Origin of the sequence: uncultured Sphingomonas sp. (assembly GCF_913777625.1) — a bacterium.
Lineage (GTDB): Bacteria > Pseudomonadota > Alphaproteobacteria > Sphingomonadales > Sphingomonadaceae > Sphingomonas.
The window spans coordinates 68,703-89,958 of the sequence record NZ_CAJYTI010000023.1 but is presented as its reverse complement, the minus strand read 5'-3'; the positions used below and the strand labels follow the sequence as shown (position 1 = coordinate 89,958).

The 21,256-nt window shown below is 65.3% G+C and carries 10 protein-coding genes and 1 pseudogene; 5 read left to right on the top strand and 6 right to left on the bottom strand.

Going from position 1 to position 21,256, the window contains the following annotated elements:
• Positions 1–245 (bottom strand): annotated as a pseudogene (locus tag QZ814_RS13140) (transposase); the annotation flags it as partial.
• Positions 218–343 carry a hypothetical protein gene (locus tag QZ814_RS13135; protein ID WP_294332891.1) on the bottom strand — a complete coding sequence of 42 codons (126 nt, stop codon included), beginning with the start codon at positions 341–343 and terminating at the stop codon, positions 218–220. The gene QZ814_RS13135 and the pseudogene QZ814_RS13140, both read right to left, overlap by 28 nt.
• 227 nt (positions 344–570) lie before the next feature.
• Between QZ814_RS13135 and QZ814_RS13130 the strand changes: the two genes are divergently transcribed.
• On the top strand, positions 571–1,782 hold the full coding sequence (locus QZ814_RS13130) for an IS256 family transposase (RefSeq protein ID WP_294332887.1): 1,212 nt from the start codon (positions 571–573) through the stop codon (positions 1,780–1,782).
• A 373-nt stretch (positions 1,783–2,155) separates the two neighbouring features.
• On the top strand, positions 2,156–5,341 hold the full coding sequence (locus tag QZ814_RS13125; protein ID WP_294332885.1) for an alpha-L-rhamnosidase: 3,186 nt from the start codon (positions 2,156–2,158) through the stop codon (positions 5,339–5,341).
• 179 nt (positions 5,342–5,520) lie between these two features.
• Here the strand turns inward: QZ814_RS13125 and QZ814_RS13120 are convergent, their stop codons facing one another.
• Both QZ814_RS13120 and QZ814_RS13115 read right to left on the bottom strand, forming a co-directional pair.
• A complete protein-coding gene (locus tag QZ814_RS13120) occupies positions 5,521–7,047 on the bottom strand; it encodes a tryptophan halogenase family protein (protein WP_294332883.1) in 1,527 nt (508 codons plus the stop codon).
• Positions 7,048–7,174: 127 nt separating this feature from the next.
• Complete coding sequence (locus QZ814_RS13115) at positions 7,175–10,093, bottom strand: TonB-dependent receptor (protein WP_294332881.1); 2,919 nt, start codon at positions 10,091–10,093, stop codon at positions 7,175–7,177.
• Positions 10,094–10,173: 80 nt separating this feature from the next.
• On the opposite strand from QZ814_RS13115, the gene QZ814_RS13110 reads away from it, so the two are divergent.
• Positions 10,174–11,109, top strand: coding sequence for an IclR family transcriptional regulator (locus tag QZ814_RS13110; RefSeq protein ID WP_365898671.1), 936 nt, complete (start codon positions 10,174–10,176; stop codon positions 11,107–11,109).
• 68 nt (positions 11,110–11,177) lie between these two features.
• Here the strand turns inward: QZ814_RS13110 and QZ814_RS13105 are convergent, their stop codons facing one another.
• Positions 11,178–13,253: a beta-galactosidase gene (locus tag QZ814_RS13105; RefSeq protein WP_294332880.1), complete on the bottom strand. Its 2,076-nt coding sequence runs from the start codon at positions 13,251–13,253 to the stop codon at positions 11,178–11,180.
• Positions 13,254–13,275: 22 nt separating this feature from the next.
• On the bottom strand, positions 13,276–14,841 hold the full coding sequence (locus QZ814_RS13100; protein WP_294332879.1) for an alpha-L-fucosidase: 1,566 nt from the start codon (positions 14,839–14,841) through the stop codon (positions 13,276–13,278).
• 171 nt (positions 14,842–15,012) lie between these two features.
• On the opposite strand from QZ814_RS13100, the gene galA reads away from it, so the two are divergent.
• Both galA and QZ814_RS13090 read left to right on the top strand, forming a co-directional pair.
• Positions 15,013–17,514, top strand: a complete 2,502-nt coding sequence (gene galA, locus QZ814_RS13095) for a beta-galactosidase GalA (RefSeq protein ID WP_294332878.1) — start codon at positions 15,013–15,015, stop codon at positions 17,512–17,514.
• A gap of 496 nt (positions 17,515–18,010) precedes the next feature.
• On the top strand, positions 18,011–21,094 hold the full coding sequence (locus tag QZ814_RS13090) for a TonB-dependent receptor (protein ID WP_294332877.1): 3,084 nt from the start codon (positions 18,011–18,013) through the stop codon (positions 21,092–21,094).
• The last annotated feature ends 162 nt before the right edge of the window (positions 21,095–21,256 follow it).

The following is a 21,256-nucleotide window of genomic DNA, read 5'->3' as shown; positions in this document are numbered from 1 at the left end:
CTGGAATTGGCCTTGATCTGCGCCGTTGCGCCGAGATCATCGGCAATGAAGATGCGCAGCGGATCGGCATCATAGGCAGCATCTGCGATGACGTGACCAATGCCACGCAGGCCTTTCAAGAGATCGCGCGCCTGTGGAGCGTCGCCACGTTGCCCCGGCGTCGGGTGGATACGGATCGGCAGTCCGATGGCATCGACGGCCGCGTGTAGCTTGGTCGTCAGTCCGCCACGCGAACGGCCGATTGCGGCAGCTTCAGCCCCCCTTTTGCGCCGCTTGCGTCGGCGTGAACCTTCGAGATCGTGCTGTCGATCAGGACATATTCGAAGTCCGGCGTGTCGGCCATCGCATGGAACAGCTTCTCCCAAACGCAAGCGTGCGACCAACGGCGGAACCGCGCATGGACCCCGCTCCATGTTAGCGTCCGCGTTCGTGGTGTAATTTCCCGGTGTAGATGACGGTGTATGCCGGGGTGGGGCCGAGGCCCCACCCCGGCACCGGCGTCTCGGTGGCCACCGGGCACATCGGATATGGTGGAGTTTCCATACTTCAACCTGACCCGAGGAATTCCCGATGACCGACGACAGACTACCGCTTGCCGAGCTGATGGCGAAGACCGGAGACGGCGATTTCCTGCGCAGCGTCGCTGAAAGCGTGCTGCAGATCATCATGGAGGCCGATGTCGACGGCCTCATCGGCGCCGGCCGCCACGAGCGATCCGGCGAGCGCAGCACCTGGCGCAACGGCTACCGCGACCGCAGTCTGGATACCCGGTTGGGCACGCTCAACCTCAAGATCCCGAAGCTGCGCACCGGCGCCTACTTCCCCGGCTTCCTGGAAGCCCGCAAAACGGTGGAGAAGGCGCTGGTCAGCGTCATCCAGGAAGCCTGGATCGCTGGCGTCCGCACGCGGCGTGTCGACGAGCTGGTACAGGCAATGGGGATGTCGGGCATCTCGAAGTCGTCGGTGTCGAAGCTGTGCAAGGACATCGACGAGCGGGTGAACGCCTTCCTGAAGCGCCCGCTCACCGGCGAGTGGCCGTATCTCTGGCTCGACGCGACCTACCTCAAGGTGCGCGAGGGCGGCCGCATCGTCTCGGTCGCCGCCATAATCGCCGTCGCCGTCACTACAGAGGGCAAGCGCGAGATCGTCGGCCTGCACATCGGCCCCAGCGAGGCCGAGCCGTTCTGGTCGACCTTCCTGCGCGATCTCGTCCGGCGCGGCCTCAAGGGCGTCAAGCTGGTCATCTCCGACGCGCACGAAGGCCTGAAGGCCGCCATCACCCGCGTCGTCGGCGCCACCTGGCAGCGCTGCCGCGTACATTTCATGAGGAATGCCCTGGCGCATGTGCCCAAGGGGCAGAATACCATGGTGGCAGCCGCGATCCGCCAGGTCTTTCTCCAGCCAGACCATACCGCCGCCACGCAGACCTGGCGCCACGTCGCCGACCAGCTGCGCGCCCGCTGGCCGAAACTCGGCGCCTGCATGGACAATGCCGAGCATGACGTGCTCGCCTACATGACCTTCCCCGAGCAGCACCGCACCAAGCTGCACAGCACCAACCCGTTGGAACGGCTGAACAAGGAGGTGAAGCGACGCGCCGACGTCGTCGGCATCTTCCCCAACGAAGACAGCATCACCCGCCTCATCGGCGCCGTGCTCCTCGAGCAGAACGACGAATACCAGCTCCAGAACCGCTACATGCAGATCGAGGGCATGGCCGCCCTCGCCACACCGCAAATCGAGGAGGTGCCCCCGCTACAGATTACACCTAAGGCCGCCTGAACGATGCGGCCCGGTGGCACACCCGAAATTACACCACGTTGACGGACACGACCCAGAAGCGGGGGAATCGCTGATCGAACCGGCCGCGCGATCACGAGCGGGGAGGGCAGGCTATCCTGTAATCGACTGCAGCGTAATCCGCGTTGCGAGTAGCAGGATTGTGCCTGATCCCCCCCAGCCGCATGTCCGCACCTTCGGCGGTTGATGGACAGGATCTGGATTGTCGTCCGCCGATTTCCGTTACCTCTACCGACAGGGATACTTCACGTTCCGAAATGGACGTGCTTTCCTGCTCCGGTTAGGTCGTGGAAACAGGGAAGCCGGCGTCACCGATCGGATCAGGTGAACCCGCCGGCGATAGATTGGAGAGGCCATGCCAAATCGGCGTTCCGTATTGCTGGGTGCAGGGGCTGGCCTGGCGCTGCAGCCGAGCTCGCTGCACGCGACGTTTCCCAAGGCGGGGGACTCTCCTTGGGCGGTGGAGACGCTGCTGACCGATGGGCTTGCCGATCCGCTGGGCCTGCACAGCCTGATCCCGCGCCTTTCCTGGCAGTTGACGTCGAACCGGCGCGGGGCGCGGCAAAGCGCTTGGCGGGTGGGGGTCGCGTCGAGCAAGGCCGCGGCCGAAGCGGGGCGCTATGATCTGTGGGACAGCGGCCGGGTCGCGGGCGCCAAGTGCTTCGACATTGCGTATGCCGGCAAGCCGCTGGCCGCACGGCAGCGCGTATGGTGGGTGGTGACCGCGTGGGACGAACGCGGGACGGCGGCCCGATCCCCCGTCGCCTCCTGGGAAATGGGGCTGCTCGCGCCGACGGACTGGTCGGCGCAGTGGATGTCGGCCGAAACCGCCGAGCAGCGCGCGGACCGCGCCGCCGGGCTGCCCTGGCGTACAGGCGCGGCGGGCAAGCGCGGCGATGGCCTGCTCTATCGGCTCCCCTTCACGCTGCCGCTGGGCGGGGAAATCACGACCCTGGTCGCGTGCACGGCGGGCTTTCGCGTGCGGCTGGACGGGGATGAGATCATAGCACCGCGCCGCGGCGGCTGGGGCGCGCCGGGGCCGCAAAGCGCCACGGGCGCCGTCGCCGCCGGCCCGCACATGCTGATCGTCGAAACCAGCATGGCGGGGGACAATCCGGAAAAGGTGGCGATCCTCCTTCGCGTGACGATGCGCGACGGTCGCACCGTCCATAGCGATGGCGATCGTCTGGAAGCCCGCCTGGTCGCGACCGGCGCGGCGGCCGCAGCGGCGTCCGACGAGACCGGCTGGACTCCGACCATCTTTGCCGGGGGGCAGGCAACGATGCCGGCCCGCGCCGCGACGCTGCTGCGCAAGCCGTTCCGCGTCGAGGGTCGCATCGCCAGCGCGCGCCTGTATATGACGGCGCTCGGCATGTACGAGGCCGAGCTGAATGGCGTTCGGCTCGATAACACCCTGTTGAAGCCCGAATTCAGCGATTATCGAAAGCATTGCCTCTACGCCGTCGAGGACGTGGCCGATCGGCTGGTGGCCGGCGACAATGTGCTGGGGCTGCATGTCGCAGACGGCTGGTATGGCAGCTACATCGCGCCGGACGGCCGGTTCTCCTATGGCGAACCGCCGCTGCGGGTGTTCGGCCAGCTTGAAATCCGGTACGCGGACGGCCGCGTGCAGGTCGTCGCGACCGGCCCGGGCTGGTCGGTCGCGGAATCGCCCATCGTCCGTGCCACCCTCTACGATGGCGAGGCGTATGACGCGCGGCGTGCGCTGGCCGGGTGGAGCAGCCCCGCTTTCGTGCCCGACGCGCGCTGGACGCCCGCCGTCGCCGCGCCGCCCGCCACGGCGGCGCTGGTTGCGGCGGTCGTCCCGCCGATCCGGCGCAAGGAACGGCTGCACGCGCAGAAGATCGTCACGCTTGCCGACGGCGCCAGCGTCGTCGATCTGGGGCAGAATTTCGCGGGCTGGGCCAGGGTGGCGCTGAAGGGGCGGCGTGGCCAGACGATCCGTCTGCGCTATGCCGAACTCCTCAACGCCGACGGCAGCGTCGATCAGAGCAATCTGCGGTCTGCCGACGCCACCGACCATTATACCTTTGCGACCGAGGACACGATCGAGGTCTACGAGCCGCGCTTCACCTATCACGGATTTCGCTACATCCAGGTCGAAGGGCTTGGTCGTGCGATAACCACGCAGGAGATCACGGGCGTCTCGATCCGCACCGATCTCCCCGAAACGAGCGATCTTACGCTTTCCAGCTATGTGCCGCAGCGATTGTGGCTCAACAGCCGGTGGAGCCAGCGCTCCAACTTCATCGGCATCCCTACCGATTGTCCCCAGCGGGACGAACGATTGGGATGGACGGGCGACGCCCATGTGTTCTGGGACGCTGCGAGCTTCAACATGGACACCCAGGCGTTCACCCAGCGCTTCATGCGCGACATGCGCGACGCCCAGCGCGAGGACGGCGCCTATTCCGATATTGCCCCCGTGGCGCGCCGCGATCATTTCGCCCAGCCGGGCTCGTCGCCGGGCTGGGGCGATGCGGGTGTGGCGCTGCCCTGGACGGTGTGGCAGCGGTTTGGCGACACCGGGATCATCGACCAGCACTGGGACTCGATGGTCCGCTTCCTGGAATCGATTGAGGCCAGCAATCCCGATCATCTCTGGTCCCATGCCCGCGGGGTCGATTATGGTGACTGGCTGGCGCTGGACGCCAAGCAGCCCGGCGATCCGACGACGCCAAAGGATCTGATCGGTACCGCGTTCTGGAAATCGGCTGCCGACCAGATGGCCGACATGGCCCGCGCCAGCGGCCGTACTGCCGAGGCGGCGCGCTATGCGGCGCTGTCGGCCAAGCTGGTCGACGCATTCCGTACGGCGTTCTTGCGGGCGGACGGCGCGATCGGCAACGGATCGCAGACGGGCTATATTCTCGCGCTGTATTTCAACCTGGTCGAGCCGCAGCTGCGCGCCAGCGCGGTCCGGCACTTGGTCGCGGACATCCGGCGGCGCGGCACATTGTTATCCACCGGCTTTCTGGGCACGCCCTATAGCTTGGACGTGCTGGCGGATGCGGGGGAGGTCGAGCTGGTCTACGATCTGCTGCTCCGCACCGAATTCCCGTCCTGGGGCTATATGATCGCGAAAGGGGCGACGACGACCTGGGAACGCTGGAACAGCGATGCGGGCGATCGCTCGATGAATTCGTTCAACCATTATGCGCTGGGCGCGGTTGTCGGATTCCTGTTCCGCCGCATCGCCGGCATCGCGCCGACCGCGCCGGGCTTCACTCGGTTCACGGTTCGACCCTTGCGCGACCCGCGGATGCCCTCGGCGGGGGCGAGCTATGAGTCCCGGCTCGGCCGCATCGCGACGCGTTGGCAGCAGCGAAACAACCACTTCACGCTCGACTTGATGGTCCCGGTCGGCAGCCAGGCCCGCGTCCACCTGCCCGCCAAGACGGGACAGCGTATCCTGGAGGGCAGCAAGGCGGTGGGTAGTTTCCTGGCGCCCGAGCAGCGAACCGCCGAGGAGGCAATTCTTTCGGTGCCTGCAGGTACGTACCGCTTCGAAATAGTGTGACAAGCGGGGCAGTGCGACAGATCGGCCGGGCGCCGCCATGGCCACTCTCGACGGTTGGTCGGTTGAGGATCGTTGATTTGCTGGCGCTACCCGACGGATATCAAGCCATGTGGATCAGAATCAGAACCTACCGCCGTCCCCAGAGATGTCATCCCGGCGGAGCCGTGGCGGGCGCGCCTTTAGGTCCGCTCCGGATCGAGGATGCTGAGTGCCGGCTCGGGCGACAACCGCTGGCGTAGGAAGTCGGCATGCGCAGGAAGCGCCTCCGCGCCGCGGCCGATGACGGCGCGCATCCGCTGCAACGCCGCGCGCAGCTCCGCTTCCGGCATGCTGTCGGCGAGCGGATCGTGGCCGCGCGGTGCCATGCCCTGGCCGAGCAGCACGGCCACCCAACTCGTGTCGCGGAACAGTTCGCCGGGCCCCAGCAGCACCCGACCGCTATGTGCAAAGATCGCCATGCGTTCGGCCAGGCTGTCCGGCACCGCCATCGCTTGCACGCTGCGCCAGAATGGCGTGTCGTCGCGCAACGTCTGCTTGTAGTGGAGGATGACAAAGTCGCGCACCTCCTCGGTCTCCGCCCGGATCAGACGGTTGTAGCAGTCGATCTCCGCCTGCGCGAAGCCGGCCGCCGGGAAGAGCGACATCAGCGTCACGACGCCGCGCTGGATCATGTGGATGCTGGTCGACTCCAGGGGTTCCACGAATCCGCTCGCCAGGCCGAGCGCCACGACATTCTTGTTCCAGGCCAGGCGTCGCCGCCCGGTGGTGAACGAAAGCCTTCGGGGCGTCGCGAGCATCGGTGCATCCAGGCCCGCGACGAGGGCATCGGCAGCGGCGGAGTCATCGGTGAACGCGCTGCTGTAGACATGGCCGTTGCCTACCCGGTGCCGGAGCGGAATCCGCCAGCGCCAGCCTGCCGCTCCCGCCGTCGATCGGGTGAACGGCATCGGCGGGCCGTTGGGCGCCGTGGGTACCGCCAGCGCGCGATCCATCGGCAGCCAGTGGCTCCAGTCCTCATAGCCCGTCTTCAGCGCCTGTTCGATCAGCAGGCCGCGAAAGCCGGTGCAGTCGATATAGAGATCGCCGCGAAGTGCGCGGCCATCGGCGAGCGAGAGACAATCGACATGCCCGGACAGCGGGTCGAGGACCACCTCGGCGATCTTGCCTTCGATCGCCTCCACGCCCTGCGCCAGGGCGCGTTCGCGCAGCAACGCGGCATAGAGCGTCGCATCGAAGTGCAGCGCGTAGGACAGCTTCGACAAGACGTTGCGCGGGTCTTCCGAAGGGCGATCGAACCGGCCGGCCATCGCCGCACGGGTGTTGAGCGAATAGTCCGCCAGCACCCCTTCGCGCGTCCGCAGCCAGTGGTGGTGGAAGGCGATGCCGCCAAGGTCTGCGCCATAGCTACCGAAGGGGTGGAAATAGCGGCTGCCGCGTGCGCCCCAGTCGATGAACTCGATCCCCAGCTTGTAGGTGCCCTGGGTACGTCGGACGAGCTCGTCCTCGTCGATGCCCAGTTGGGCATTGAGCTGAAGGATCGGCGGAATGGTTGCCTCGCCGACACCCACTGTCCCGATCTCGTCGGATTCGACCAGCGTGATCTTGAGCGCGTCGGGCGCGAAGTTGCGCGAAAGCGTGGCCGCAGCCATCCATCCGGCGGTGCCCCCGCCGGCGATGACGACGCTGGTCACCGGCTTGTCCTGCATGCTGCGTTCCCCCGCGGCGAATGGTTGTGCGATCCGCTTGGTATTCGAAAAGAAGGGCAGCCGCACGTCCTGTGGGTGCAACTGCCCGAAGTTGCCCGGGGCCGAGGAGGTGGCCCGCGTGCTGCGATCAGAACAAGGCGCGCAATCGCACCGAGAAGCGGCGATCGTTGATCTGATAGTTGCGCAGGTAGCGCGGATCGCCCTGGTAGCTCTTGTTGACGGTATCGAGCAGATTCTGCCCGTCGATTGTCACCGAAAACTGTTTGGTGATGTCATAGCTGATCGAGGCATCCAGCGTGCCGTAGGACTTGAAGTAGATGGGAAGGCTCTCGGCACCCACTTCCGAAATGGAGTCGAGATACTTGTCGCGCCAGTTATAGGCGATACGGGCATTGATCCCATATTTGTCGTATAGCGCGATCAGATTGTAGCTGTTGCGCGACAGGTTGATCAGCGGCACCGCGAACTTGGTCTGTGATCCCAGCGACCCCGATGCGACCGTTCCCGCATCGCTGTCCGCGAAGGTGTAGTTCGCGGAGACGCCGAAACCGGAAAGCGCGCCGGGCAGGAAGTCGAAAAACTTCTGCCCGCCGATCTCGAAGCCCTGCACCGATCCGCGCGGCGTGTTGAGAACGGCGCTGACGTTGAACTGTACGGTGCCGACATTGGCGACGTCGCGCGTGGTCAGGAAGCTGCGGGTGTCGATGATATCCCGGAGATCCTTTCGAAACACCGTCACGAACACATAGCCGGCGCGCGCGAAATACCATTCCAGCGCCCCGTCGAACGAGGTCACCCGTTCGGGCCGCAGATTGGGGTTGCCGGACACCGAGCCCGACCCCTGATAGGGATTGGTCGTCGGGTTGTAGGGCGCCGACGGGTTGAGCGGGGTCGGCGTTGCGCTCGCGCCGTCATATACCGGCGAGAGGGTATAGCTGGGGTTCAGCTGACTGAAGGTGGGCCGGTAGATATTCTTGGAAAAGGCGAAGCGTGCCTGGACCTGCGGCGTGATGCGCAATCGCAAGTTCACGCTGGGCAGCCATTTCGAATAGTCCCGGCCGCCCTCATAGGGCGCGACGATCGAGGTGCTGGTCGGGTTCGTGCCGCCCGAGGTGCGATAGCTGAGCACCTGGAAGCCGACGCCCGTGGCCTCGGTGCGCACGTAGCGCAGGCCGATATTGCCGTCGAAGGTCATGCTGCCAATGTCGGTACCGAACGCGGTGCGAAGATAGGCGGCGTAGTCATGCTCCGTGACGCGGCTGGTGGTCGATTGCTGCGGGTTGTCGAGGTCGCCGAAGCCGATCGTCTGCCCGCTGATCGCCTTGAGATGCGCAAAGGCTGCGTCCGGGTTCTGCGCGTCCGAGAGCTTCCACTGCAGCACGGGCCCGAACACTGAGTTCGTGCCGGCCCCGCGCAGCAGCGTCGCCTGACCCGGATTGAACTCGACCACCTCGGGATGGTCGGCGACGCGGTAGCAGTTGGCGGCGCTCGACCAGTTGGCACAGGTGCCCCCGATCGTCTGCCAGTTATTCACGTTGGTATCGCGATTGATCGCGGTCTTGCCGCTGTACCGCGCACCCGCAGTGATCGACTTGAGGAAGCTGCCGTCGTCAAAATCCCAGGTGAGGTCAAGCCGCGGGCTGTCACCCTTGGCCGTGTTGCGCGTCCGATCCGGCTGGATCGCGGTGAAGCCGTAATTTGCCGGATTGGTGAAGAAGTTGGATGGCCGGCCGGTGACCGGATCGACGGCGCCCTGGGTGGGGAACTTGCCGCGATTGTCGAACACGTAGTTATAGTCGCCGGTGAATACCCCGGCTGCGCCATCGCTGGCGGCATAGGGGGTGATGGTGAGGTTCAGCGAATCCTGGTCCACCTTGGCGTCGATGTGCTGATAGTCGAACACCAGGTGCAGATGCTCGCCGACCGCCCATTTGATCCCCCCGCTGAGATCGGTGGTGCGGGTCGAGCGGTTGGCGCCGTAGGTGACCGAGGAGCCGGACGGACTGGCGAGCGCGCCCGAAGTGGCGACGCCATTCTCGACGGTGAAGCTGCCCACCGGCGCGGCGCCGTCCTCGGTGGCAAAGAAGGATACGCCGGTGTCGCGGAACTTGTAGGTGGCGTTGAGCACCCGGGCATAGATCTCGATATTGTCGGCCGGCTTCCACTGCAGCGCGGCGGAGACGCTGGTGCGGCGACGATCGCCCTGCGCGACGTTGAAGCCGCCGCCCTTCTGCACCTGGACGTTCTGCGTCGTATATCCCGGCACCAGCGAGGGCTGCACCGGCGAACCGTCGGCCGTCGGATTGGGCCCGTGCCAGAGATAGGGCTCGACCTGGTCGAGATCCTGGCGGAATGCCGATTTCTGGTACGATGCGTTGACCAGGAAGCCGATCTCGCCGATCCCGGTCTGCCAGCGATTGCTGTAGAGGCCGGAGACGTTCCAGCCGTTCTTCTTGGCCAGATCGTACCGGGTCCCGGCGATGGTAGCCGAGAGGATGCGGCCGCTGGCGTCGAACGGCATCCGCGTGCGCAGATCGATGGTCCCGCCCAGCGAGCCTTCGATCATCTCCGCCGAGGGGTTCTTGTACACGTCGACGCGGCTGAGCAGGTCGGGTCCGACTTCCTCGAACGACAGGCCCACGCCGCCATTGGCGGTGAAGATGTCGTGGCCGTTCAGTTCGGTACGAATGTCGCTGAGGCCGCGGATCGCCACCGTGCTGCCTTCACCGAGGTTGCGCTGGATCTGGATGCCGGAAATGCGCTGCAGCGACTCGGCGACGTTGACGTCGGGGAAACGGCCGATGTCCTGCGCCGTGATCGAATCCACGATCTGCTCGGCATTCTGCTTGACCGCCTGGGCCGAGGCGAGGCTGGCGCGCAGGCCGGTCACGACGATCTCGTTTTGGCTGGCAGCGTTGTCTGCCGGGTCGGCCGGTGCCGGCGGTTGCTGCGAGTCCTGTGGCTGTGTCGTCTGTGCCGCAGCCGGCAGCGCTAGCGCCGCCGTCGCGATCGCCAGAGCCGACGCAGTGGCGAACCTGGGCTTCATACCCCGCATGGTCTTCCCCTCCAGAATAGCCGTCGTTGATCGCCGGCTTATAAATATGATGATAGCGCTAACTGTCGTATATGAAAATGCGTATTCACATGCGACAACTAAATTTTTTTGGTGTTGGTATTCGGTGCCGGTCGGCGCCTGCCATTGCGGGCTGTCCGGTCGCTCCGCCGTTGCGCAGCACTCCGTTTCGCGCGAGGGAGGACGACCAGGAACGAGGAGGCACTATGGTTCGAGCGGGGTCCACAAAGACCTATTCCGCCCCGGCAATCGAGAAAGCTTTCGAAATCATCGAGTTGCTCGCCGGTCGCCAGGAAGGCGCGCTGGTCAGCGAGATGGCGGTTGATCTCGGCCGGTCCGTTGGCGAACTATTCCGAATTGTCGTGGTGATGGAGCAGCTCGGCTATCTGCGGCGCTCGGAGATCACCGATCGCTACGCCGTCGCCTACAAGCTGCTCGACGTTGCCCTGCGATCGACGCCATCGCAGGATCTGGTTCGCGCTGCGCTGCCCGAAATGCAGATGCTGGCGCGGGACACGGTGCAATCCTGCCATCTTGTCGTCCCTAGCCAGGGGCACGGCCTTGTCGTTGCGCGTGAGGAATCACCCGCAACCCGCGGATTCGCATTGAAGGTCGGCGCGCACATCGATTTGGTGCAGAGCTGTTCCGGGCAGGTGCTGCTGGCCTTCTCCAACCTCAATCTGACCGAGCGGATGGTGCGTGCGGCGGAGGAGGAACATGGTGTCGCCGTGGATCGCAGCTGGCTGGCCGACCGGCTCGCGACCGTGCGGCGGCTCGGCTATGACAGCCGCAAGAGCCCGATAACCTTCGGCGTCACCGACATCAGCTACCCGATCTTCGGGTTCGATCGCATCGTTGTGGCGGCGCTGACGATTCCTTTCCTGGCGCTGATCGACGGCTCTCAGAAGATGGACCTGGATGCCGCTCGCGAGAAATTGCGCGCCGCCACTGCTCGGATTTCGGATCGGCTGGGCTACGCGCCCGAATAGGCCGCTACCCCCTGAGATGCTCGTATATGCGCGTTATCTTGCATATACGAAAGCCTCAGCGCCAGCATTCACTCCAGCAATGCGGCACCAAAGCCTGGCATCGTCAGGGTGTCGCGGACGTCTGCGTCACCGATCACGTCGTGCTTCTTGCCGGTGATGGTCACCCGCACCGGCTGTGCGCTGGTGTTGACGTAGAGCGTGCGCCCCTCGACGACGCGCGCGACCACGCCATCCGGCGTTTCCGGACCTCGCACGATCCCGAGGGTGGGGTAGAGGGACCGGACCAGCGGCGCGAGCAGCGCTTCCTGCGCGGCGGTGGCAAGATAGATGGCGCGCCCCTTGCCGTAGCGGTTGACGGTGATCGCGGGGCTCTTCTTGGGCGTGTTGGCGAAGCTGGCGAGCGTGGCCGCGCTGCTCGGCTCCAGCACTTCATAATAGGGGTCGGTGCCGGTCAGCGTCTGGCCCTCGAAGGTCACCTTGAGCGGAGTCTCCGACCGGTAGAATTCGTTGGTGCGCAGCCCGAACACCTCGGTCAGTCCGCCCGGGAGCGGCGTGCCGAACCATTTGCCCGTGGCGTCCACCTTGGCGGAATAGCCGGTCATGATCACCGTGCCGCCCGCGGCGACGTACCGGCGCACGGCGGTGCTCGTTTGCGCGTCGATCAGATAGGCGGCGGGCAGCACGACCAGCTTGTAGGCGCCGATCGGGTCATGGCCGATGTCGATCACCGCCGCGTCGATATTGTCCCGGAAGAAAGGAGCATAGCCGGCCTTTGCCTGCTCGGTATAATCGGCCTTGAAGTATTCCTTCATCGTGTTCGGGCCCGGTGGCGGGCTGGTCAGCCACATCGTGTCGAACGAATAGGCGACAGCCACCTGCGGCGCCTGGTAGCGCGGGAAGCCGAGCTTGCGCAGTTTCTGGAACTCGCGTGCGATCGTCGCAAATTCGCCGACCTTCCATGACGGGCGGTCGTCATGGTCGAGCAGGCCGAACAGCGCCTGCTCCTCGCCGCCGAGATGCGAGTTGAAGGTCCAGGCAAGGAAGGTCTGCGAATAATAGAGCAGCCCGAAATACGCCCACATGCGCGACCGGCCCGGCGTGCCGTAATAGCCGCCGCCGCCGGCGGTGAACTCGTTGAACCAGACCGGCGTATCGTGCCCGGCGCGGTTCATCATCACTTCGAAGCCGGCACCCAGCGGATCGCCGGGGTAGAAGCCTTGCGCGCCATAGGTGGAAACCTGGTCCCAAGACCGCAGATAGTCGAACCCCTTGGTCCAGGCGGTCGGCCAATAGTTGGAGGCGGCGGGTAGGTTGGGGGCATTGGCCTTGCGCGATGCTTCGAGGTCCTTGAGCGCGCTGATCGTGTCGTCAGACCAGTAGCGGCGCAGGTCGAGATTGCGCTCGTTCGGGCCGGGGCCGTCGCCATAGGGCAGGTCGACTTCGTCCCAGCTGTTGATCCGGCGCGACCAGCGCTGGGTCGCCCAGGCTTGGTTGAGCGCTTCGATCGTGCCGTATTTCTTTTGCAGCCAACTGACGAACCGCTTCTTGTCCGCTTCCGAATAGGACATGCGGCCGTTGCCGATCTCGTTGTCATAGCCGACCGCGATCACCGCCGGATGCTTGGCGTAGCGTTGGAGCAGCTTGTCGGCGAGGCGGCGGGCGAGCCGGCGATAGTCGGGATCGCTGATATTGTCCCAGTAGCGCGAGGCCGCATTCAGCCGGGTGCCGCCCTGGCTGACCAGATCGACGCCGGGATAGTGCTTGTGCAGCCAGATCGGTGCGGGCTGGCCGGGGATGTCGACGATCACGCGGATGCCGGCTTCGTGCATCTGATCGAGGATCTTGTCGAACCATTCGAAGGTGAAGCGGCCCTCCTGCGGTTCGAACGAGTCCCAGGAAAGATCGCCCATGCGGACCATGGTGAAGCCGGCCGCCTTCATCACCGCGATGTCCTGGCTGATCTGCTCGGGGCTGCGATCGACCGGCTGGTAGCAGGTCCCGACATACAGGTCGCCCTTGCCGGGCCATTCCGGATGGCCGGCGGCGCTCTGGGCGAGCGCGGCTGCTGGCAGCGTTGTCACTGCGAGCGCGACCGCGAGGCGCGCGGCGATGCCGTAGTTGGAGGAGCGCTGGGGCATGGTCATGCGTCCGTCTGAGGATCGCCGGTCAGGCGAAATGGATTTCGAAGGCGCTGGCGTGGCGGGTGGGCAGGCTGGCCGGCGGGGTGATCACCAGCGCCTGGTCGGACTGGCGGAAGTCGATCGCGCCGGGGTGGCCGAGCAGCCGCACCTGCCGCACGCGCCGCTTCTCGTGCGGGTTGCCGCGGGCGAGCGACGTGATCGCCACCGGTCCCTTGGGTTCGCCGAGCGTGATCGCGTATAGGGTTTCGCCCTTCGTGGTGAAGCGGATGTCCTGCGGCGTGTAGGCGGCCTTTTCCTGGAAGGCGCCTTCCTTGGCCTGGGTCGGCCCTTCGCCATATACGTGCCAGGGGCGCGTGCCGTGGATCGCGGTGCCGTTCGCCGCCATCCAGGGCGTCAGTTCGTTCAGCAGTTGTTCGGACGGCGGCGGCAGGCTGCCGTCGGGCCGCAACACGACATTGAGCAGCATGTTGCCGTTCTTGGACACGATGTCGACCAGCATGGTGATCACTTCGTCGGTGGCTTTGTATCCGCCGACATCGCCGGTGTAGAACCAGTCCCCGTTCGACGTATCGGTCTGCCAGGGCAGCGGATTGATGCCGCTCAGCACGCCGCGCTCGACGTCCTGCACGCCCCAGCTCTTGTCGAACTCGCCCGAACCCAGCGCCTTGTGGTTGTACACCGCCTCCAGCTTGCCGGTACGGGCGATGCTGCTGTTGTAGAGGTGCGCGACCATCGTCCGCCCGATTTCGCCGAACGGCACGCCGCCATCCGAATAGAGCAGGTCGGGCTGGTAGCTGTCGACCAGGTCGCGGATGCGGGCGAACCAGTGGCGCTGATACTCCGGGTTGTGGGTGTACCAGGTATCGGAATCGCCGAGGTACGGCTCGTCGCGGTTGCCATGGTACAGATCGGCGTAGCGCGGATCTGCGCCGTCATAGCGCTTGCCCATCTTCGGCCAGAACTGGTCGTAGAGCTGGTTCGGGTACCACCAATTATAGCTCGCGCCGAGATGCTCCGACACGCCGAACCGCAGCCCCCGCCGCTTCGCCGCCGTACGAAGCGCGCCGACGATGTCGCGCTTAGGGCCCATCTGCGCCGCGTTCCAGCGGTGATGGCGCGAGTTCCACAGGTCGAAATTGTCGTGGTGGACGCCCATCGAGACGATGTAGCGTGCGCCGGCGGCCTCGTACCGCTGCACCAGCGCCTCCGGATCGAACTTTTCGGCAGTCCAGAGCGGGATGATGTCCTTGTAGCCCTTCTCCGAAGGATGCCCGTAGGTTCTCAGATGATGTTCGTAATGGGGATGTCCAGGCACGTACAGGAAGCGGGCATACCAATCCCCCTGCGCCGGAACCGCCTGCGGGCCCCAATGCGCCCAGATCCCGAACTTGGCGTCGCGGAACCAGTCGGGTGTTCGATAGGTGGAAAGCGATGCGCCGGTTGGCTGGAAGGGACCGGGGGCGGCGGCCGGTGCGATATCGGCACCGGCGAGCTTCTGCCCCGCCTGGGCCCGGGCGCGCCTGACGCTTTTCACCGCAAGCCCGGTGGCGAACGAACCGGCCAGAATCTCGCGCTTGCTGAAAGTCGTCATCCGCTCCCCCGATCTGCTTGCCGGTGCCCATAGGCGGGCGCTGCTTTTGTGCTATCATATTTGCAAGCTGGTTTTCATATGGCAAGGATAATATTGCCGTAATCGTCCGCCACCCGCACGAGGGGCAGGTGGTTCTTTCCCCCGGCAGCCTCGCAGCACCAGGAGCCGATCATGAGCGACCGCCTGTCCGATCCTTCGCGCCGCAACCTCCTGGCGCTTGCCGCCGTCGCGCCGCTGCTGCCCCAGGCGGCGCGCGCCGGCACCGAGGCGCCGGCCGAGCCGTCCATCATGGCGCGCACCGCCGGCCTGGCGCCGCGCGAACTGCTCCCGTTCGACACCGGCTGGCGCTTCGCACTCGGCCATGGCAGCGATCCGGCCAAGGATTATGGCTTCGGCTATGGCCAGAGCGACTTCGCCAAGACCGGCGACTTCAAGCTCGCGACGTCCGATTTCGACGATAGCGACTGGCGCGCGCTCGACCTGCCGCACGACTGGGCGGTGGAACTGCCCTTTGTCCATGACGACCGCGGCGAGGGGGATGCGAACAGCCGAAGCCATGGCTACAAGCCGCTCGGCCGCCGCTACCCGGAGACGAGCATCGGCTGGTATCGTCGCCGCTTCGACGTGCCGGCAAGCGATCGCGGTCGCCGTGTCTGGATCGAATTCGACGGCGCGATGCGCGATGCGATCCTGTGGGTGAACGGCTGCTATATCGGCCGCCACAACGACGGCTACACGCCGTTCCGCTTCGACCTTACCGACTTCCTGCACTATGGCGGCGACAATGTGATCGTCGTCCGCCTCGATGCGTCGCTGGGCGATGGCTGGTTCTACGAAGGGGCGGGGCTCTACCGCCATGTTTGGGTGACCAAGCACGACGCGCTGCATTTCGGCAAATGGGACAGCGTCGTGCGCGCCACCCCGGGGGACAGCGGCGCGACGCTGGACCTCGCCACCGTGATCGCCAACGAAACCGACGCCGCACAGCAGGTGGTGGTGGAATGGACCATCGTCGACGCGGCAGGACAGGTCGTGGCCCGGGCTTCCGCATCGGCCGTCACGGTAGCGGCGGGCGGCACCGCCGAGAGCCAGGTCCGCACCTCGATGGCGGAGGCGAAGCTGTGGTCGGTCGAGGCGCCGACGCTCTATACCGCCACTGCACGGCTGGCGGCGGGCGGCAGCGTGCGCGATGCCGATCGCGTGACCTTCGGCGTCCGCAGCTTCCGCTTCGATGCCGACCACGGCTTCTCGCTCAACGGCAAGCCGATCAAGCTGCAGGGCACCTGCAACCACCAGGATCATGCCGGGGTCGGCGCAGCGCTGCCCGATGCGATCCAGCGCTACCGGCTGAACGTGCTGCGCGAAATGGGCTGCAACGCGGTGCGCACCACCCACAACATGCCGACGCCCGAATGGGTGGAGGCATGCGATCGTAGCGGCGTGCTGGTGATGTGCGAAGCGCGCCAGTTGAGCGCGAACCCGGAGGCGATGGCGCAGCTCGAGATCATGGTGAAACGGTTTCGCAATTCGCCCTCGGTCATTCTCTGGTCGATCGGCAACGAGGAATGGCTGCTGCAGAAGAAGATGGCCGAGCAGGGCAAGCCGATCGCCGCCACGATGGTACGCCGCTGCCATGCGCTGGATCCTACCCGGCCGGTCTCGGCCGCGGTCAATGACGACAACGAACAGGGCGTGAGCGATCCGCTCGACATCATCGGCTTCAACTACCACCAGGAGTATCCCGAGGCCTTCCACGCCAAGCATCCGACCCGACCGATTTTCGGCTCGGAGACGTCGAGTGCGATCTCGACGCGCGGCGAATATAGCAGCGACAAGACGCGCAACACGGTCAGCAGCTATGACGGCGTGGTCGGCTGGGGAAAGACGCCGGAAGAGTGGTGGAAGCTCTATGGCGGCAAGGAATGGTCGGCCGGCGGCTTCGCCTGGACCGGCTTCGATTATCGTGGCGAGCCGACCCCCTATGGCTGGCCGTCGATCAACTCGCAGTTCGGCATCGTCGACATGTGCGGCTTTCCCAAGGACTATTACTATTACTACCGCGCCTGGTGGCGCTCGGAGCCCTCGCTGCACCTGTTCCCGCACTGGAACTGGCAGGGGCGCGAAGGCGAGATGGTGTCCGTCTGGGTGTATTCGAACTGCGACACGGTGGAGTTGCTGGTCAACGGACGCAGCATGGGCGCGCAAACGGTGCCACGGCTGGGGCATCTCGAATGGAAGGTGCCGTACACCCCAGGGTATATCGAGGCACGCGGGCGCAGGGGCGGACGGCTGCTCACCGAACGGCGCGAGACGACCGGCCCCGGCCGGTCCATCCGGCTTACCGCCGATCGTTCTCTCCTTCAGGCCGACGGCCGCGACGTGGCCATGCTCAAGGCGGAACTGCTCGATGCGCGCGGCCGTCCCGTATCGACCGCGATGGACAAGCTGGCCTTCACGATCGAGGGACCGGGCGCAATCATCGGCGTCGGCAATGGTGATCCCAACTGCCTGGAAAGCGACAAGGAACCGCGCCGCTCGCTCTTCAACGGACTCGCGCAGGTCATCGTGCAGTCTACCAGGCAGGCTGGGACTATCGTTCTCCACGCCGTGGCCGATGGGCCACGCGCGGAGCCGCTGCTGGCGGGGAAGGTGGTGCTGCGAGCCACTCGCTGATGGGGCTGCGTCGATTTCACGCCCAACGTGAAGGGCGGCCGCCAACGATCCGGCGAGGTTTCGGGCAACCGCGTGGCGGTTGCCTCCGGCACCGGGCCAGATCGGACGAGTGCGGGGCGCCGATCGAGACGCAGAACCATCCTGCCACAATACCGATGGGAGGCCATGGTCCCGCCGGGGAACATGGCTTCCCGGTGGCAGAGGTCTGTGAAAAGGATCCTGTCTTGCGCGACTTGGCGAACTAGCGGCCAGCATCCTGTGGCCTTTGTGAGTCTCAGGACCGGGGGAAATGCGACATTTTCAGAAATATCTCGGATGCATGACGTTACAATTCGAGATCTGTAAAGCGTGGGGCGCAATATACGTGCCGGCCAGGAAAAATACAGTTACCGAAACGCCACAGCAGCGCACCAGAATGCAACATTAAACAGGTTTCATTGGAAAGAGACGAGCCGATTGCGGAGCCAGAAGCCGTTACGCAGTGAAAGGATCTGGCATGTACGTTGGTAGTCGCAAATTCCTGGCCGCGAGCTCGGTGCTTGTGATGGCGTTGGTCGCCACCACTGCTGCACATGCGCAACAGCAGCCCGCCACCGCCACCGGTCAGGACGATTCATCCGCGCCCACCACCGTGCCCGACCCGCAGCAGTCGTCGTCGAGCGACACGATCATCGTCACCGGCACCCGCACCGGCGGCAAGGTGGCCGACCAGCCGGTCGTGGCGATCACCGGCGCCAGCATCGTGAACCAGGGGTTCACCCAGATCGGCCAGGCGCTGACCAACCAGCCGCAGTTCGGCGTGCCGGCGAACAGCACGGTCGGCAGCCAAGGCAGCTTCGGCGCGGGCCAGTCGTTCAGCAACCTGTACAATCTCGGCGCGCAGCGGACGCTGACGCTGGTCAACGGCAGTCGCTTCGTCTCCGGCGCCACGTCCAGCGTGTTCGGCGCCGCGGTCGGTACCCCGGTGGACCTGGGCCAGATCGCGCCGGCGCTGGTCGAGCGCATCGACGTGGTGTCGGTCGGCGGTGCGCCGATCTACGGCTCGGACGCGATCGCGGGCACGGTGAACATCATCCTCAAGAAGAATTTCGAGGGGATCGACGTCACCGCCAGCAACGGCATTTCCTCGCGGGGTGACGGCGCGAACAGCAACGTCTCGCTGCTCGCCGGCAAGAATTTCGGCGATGGGCGCGGCAACATCACGCTCAACGTCTTCTACGATCATCAGGACGGGCTGACCACCGCGTCGCGGTACGTCACCAGCGCGGATGCGCCGTTCCTCGGCAAGAGTACCAGCAGCTCGGGTCCGAGCCGGGTCGCCTATTTCGGCGGCGACCGGTTCTCGGTGGTAAGCGACACGGGCATCCCGACCGCGATCGACAATATCCCGTTCAACGGGCTTTCCGCGGGCGGCGCAGCGGATCCGGTGTTTGGCGCCCCCTATCAGGCGATCACCAACGCTGCGGGGCAGGCGCTGGTGTTCAACAAGGCGGGCCAGCTCGTACCCTTCCAGCACGGAACGGCGGTCGGCAACTTTACCGACGAAGCCGGTGGGGACGGCTACCGGATCGGCGATTACGGCAACCTGCTCACCAACAGCAGCCGTATTCAGGGCGTGTTGCTCGGCCATTATGATTTCAGCGATCACCTGCGCTTCCACGCCGAAGCCTGGGCAAGCCGCAATATCTCGACCAACATCGCATCCCAGCCCCTCTACAACACCGCGCTGTTTTCCGGGCCGGGCGGCGCGGGGCTTCCCTATGCCAACTATGCGATTTCCTCGACCAACCCGTTCCTGAGCGCGGCCGATCAGGCAACGATCCAGGCTTCGCTGGCGGCATCGGGGCAGCCGACCAATCAATTCTATCTCGCGCGCGCCAACGACGATCTGTACAATGGCGGCTTCACGACCCGCTCCTCGCTGGCGCGCGGCGTGGCCGGCCTCGACGGCGACTTTGCGATCGGCTCGCACGACTTCACCTGGGAAGGCACCGTCACCTACGGGCAGGTCAACACCACCACCAGCCAGCCCGGCCTGGTGTGGCAGAATATCCAGAACGCGCTGAACGCCGTGGTCGGCCCCAATGGCCAGATCATCTGCGCGCCCGGTTACACCAACGCGCCGATCGCGACGCTCAGCAGCACCTGCGCGCCGCTGAATGTGTTCGGCAATGGCAATGCCAGCCAGGCGGCACTGAACTACATCAGTGCGCCGGCCATCAGCCGCCAGGTCAACAAGCAGTTCGATGCGGTGCTGGACGTCAAAGGCTCGCTGGCGCACTTGCCGGCGGGCGATCTCAAGGCGGTGGTCGGCGGTGAAATCCGCCGAGAAAGCCAGTCCTTCGATCCGGGCACGTTCTTCGCTGGTTCGTACAGCCAATATGCCGCGATCGCGCCGGTCGCCGGTTCCTACTATACGCATGAGGCCTTCACCGAGGTCACCCTGCCGCTGCTGTCGTCCGACATGCACCTGCCGCTCCTGCGCGAGCTGACGCTGCACGGTGCGGCGCGCTATACCGACAACTCGCTGAACGGCGGCTTCTGGTCCTACACCGGGGGCGGCAACTGGTCGCCGGTCAAGGGCCTGACGATCCGCGGCAACTATACGCGCTCGTTCCGCGCACCGTCGGTTACCGAAGCCTTCGCGCCGATTGCCACGACCTTTGAAACCGGCAACGATCCCTGCGATTCGAGCTTCATCAACGGCGGCTCGAACCCTGCGACCCGGGCGAAGAACTGCGCTGCGGCCGGCATCCCCGCGGGCGGCTTTACCTCGTCGATCGTGAGTGCGACGGTGCAGGGCCTGGGCGGCGGCAACGCCAAGCTGAACAACGAAATCGCCAACAGCTGGACGGTGGGCGCCAACTATGCCGCGCCGTTCCTGCCGGGCCTGGTGCTGACCGCGGACTATATCCACATCGACATCAAGAACGAGATCGTCCAGCCCGGCATCCAGAGCATCATGCAGGCGTGCTACGATTCGCCGAGCTACCCGAACTCGCCCTTCTGCGCGGACTTCACCCGCGATCCGACGACGCACCAGATCACCAGCTTCTCGGACACGTTCCTGAACATCGCGTCGCAGAACTATCGTGCGCTGCAGGCATCGGCGACCTACACGCTGCCGCTCAGCCGCCTGGGGCTCCCGGACTCCGCCGGCGTGCTGAACCTGAGCTCCAACTATCTGCATGAGTTCAAGAATCAGCAGGTGATCGGTAGCGGGAGCGCACAAATCTATCACGATGCGATCGGCGAGCCGGCCGATGCGGTCACCTCGATGATCGACTGGCAGACCAAGCGCTTCGACTGGTCGTGGACGGTGCTCTATGACGGCCCGACCAAGGTGAACCCCAACAATCCGGCGAGCAATTACCAGTATTACGGCGTCTCGGCCTATTGGATGGTCAACACGTCGGCGGGCGTGATGGTGAACGATCACTTCCGGCTGCGGGCGATCGTCAACAACCCGTTCAACATGCACGTGACCTATGCCGGGCCGGTGCCCGAATTCAGCACGAACAAGGAGTTCGATGCCGTATATGGGCGCAGCTACCGCATCACCGCGGAGGTGAAGTTCTAAGTCGGGTAGCCACGGTGAACCAGCCATGGGGGGCGGGCAGAGCGCTGGAGAAGCCTGGTACCGGACGGACCAGCGCCATCGTGGCGGGAACCTTGTGAGGCCGGTGTAATGTTCGCCCTGGAAAAGCGGTGCCCGGAACGGGCTGCATTACGTCGGCCGAGC

What these genes read in the sequence shown, in the direction of transcription:
- QZ814_RS13105 (WP_294332880.1), bottom strand. Translation starts at nt 13,253, where the DNA reads ATGACCATGCCCCAGCGCTCCTCCAACTACGGCATCGCCGCGCGCCTC.
- QZ814_RS13125 (WP_294332885.1), top strand. Translation starts at nt 2,156, where the DNA reads ATGCCAAATCGGCGTTCCGTATTGCTGGGTGCAGGGGCTGGCCTGGCG.
- QZ814_RS13110 (WP_365898671.1), top strand. Translation starts at nt 10,174, where the DNA reads ATGAAAATGCGTATTCACATGCGACAACTAAATTTTTTTGGTGTTGGT.
- QZ814_RS13100 (WP_294332879.1), bottom strand. Translation starts at nt 14,841, where the DNA reads ATGACGACTTTCAGCAAGCGCGAGATTCTGGCCGGTTCGTTCGCCACC.
- QZ814_RS13090 (WP_294332877.1), top strand. Translation starts at nt 18,011, where the DNA reads ATGTACGTTGGTAGTCGCAAATTCCTGGCCGCGAGCTCGGTGCTTGTG.
- QZ814_RS13135 (WP_294332891.1), bottom strand. Translation starts at nt 343, where the DNA reads ATGGCCGACACGCCGGACTTCGAATATGTCCTGATCGACAGCACGATC.
- QZ814_RS13120 (WP_294332883.1), bottom strand. Translation starts at nt 7,047, where the DNA reads ATGCAGGACAAGCCGGTGACCAGCGTCGTCATCGCCGGCGGGGGCACC.
- QZ814_RS13130 (WP_294332887.1), top strand. Translation starts at nt 571, where the DNA reads ATGACCGACGACAGACTACCGCTTGCCGAGCTGATGGCGAAGACCGGA.
- galA (WP_294332878.1), top strand. Translation starts at nt 15,013, where the DNA reads ATGAGCGACCGCCTGTCCGATCCTTCGCGCCGCAACCTCCTGGCGCTT.
- QZ814_RS13115 (WP_294332881.1), bottom strand. Translation starts at nt 10,093, where the DNA reads ATGAAGCCCAGGTTCGCCACTGCGTCGGCTCTGGCGATCGCGACGGCG.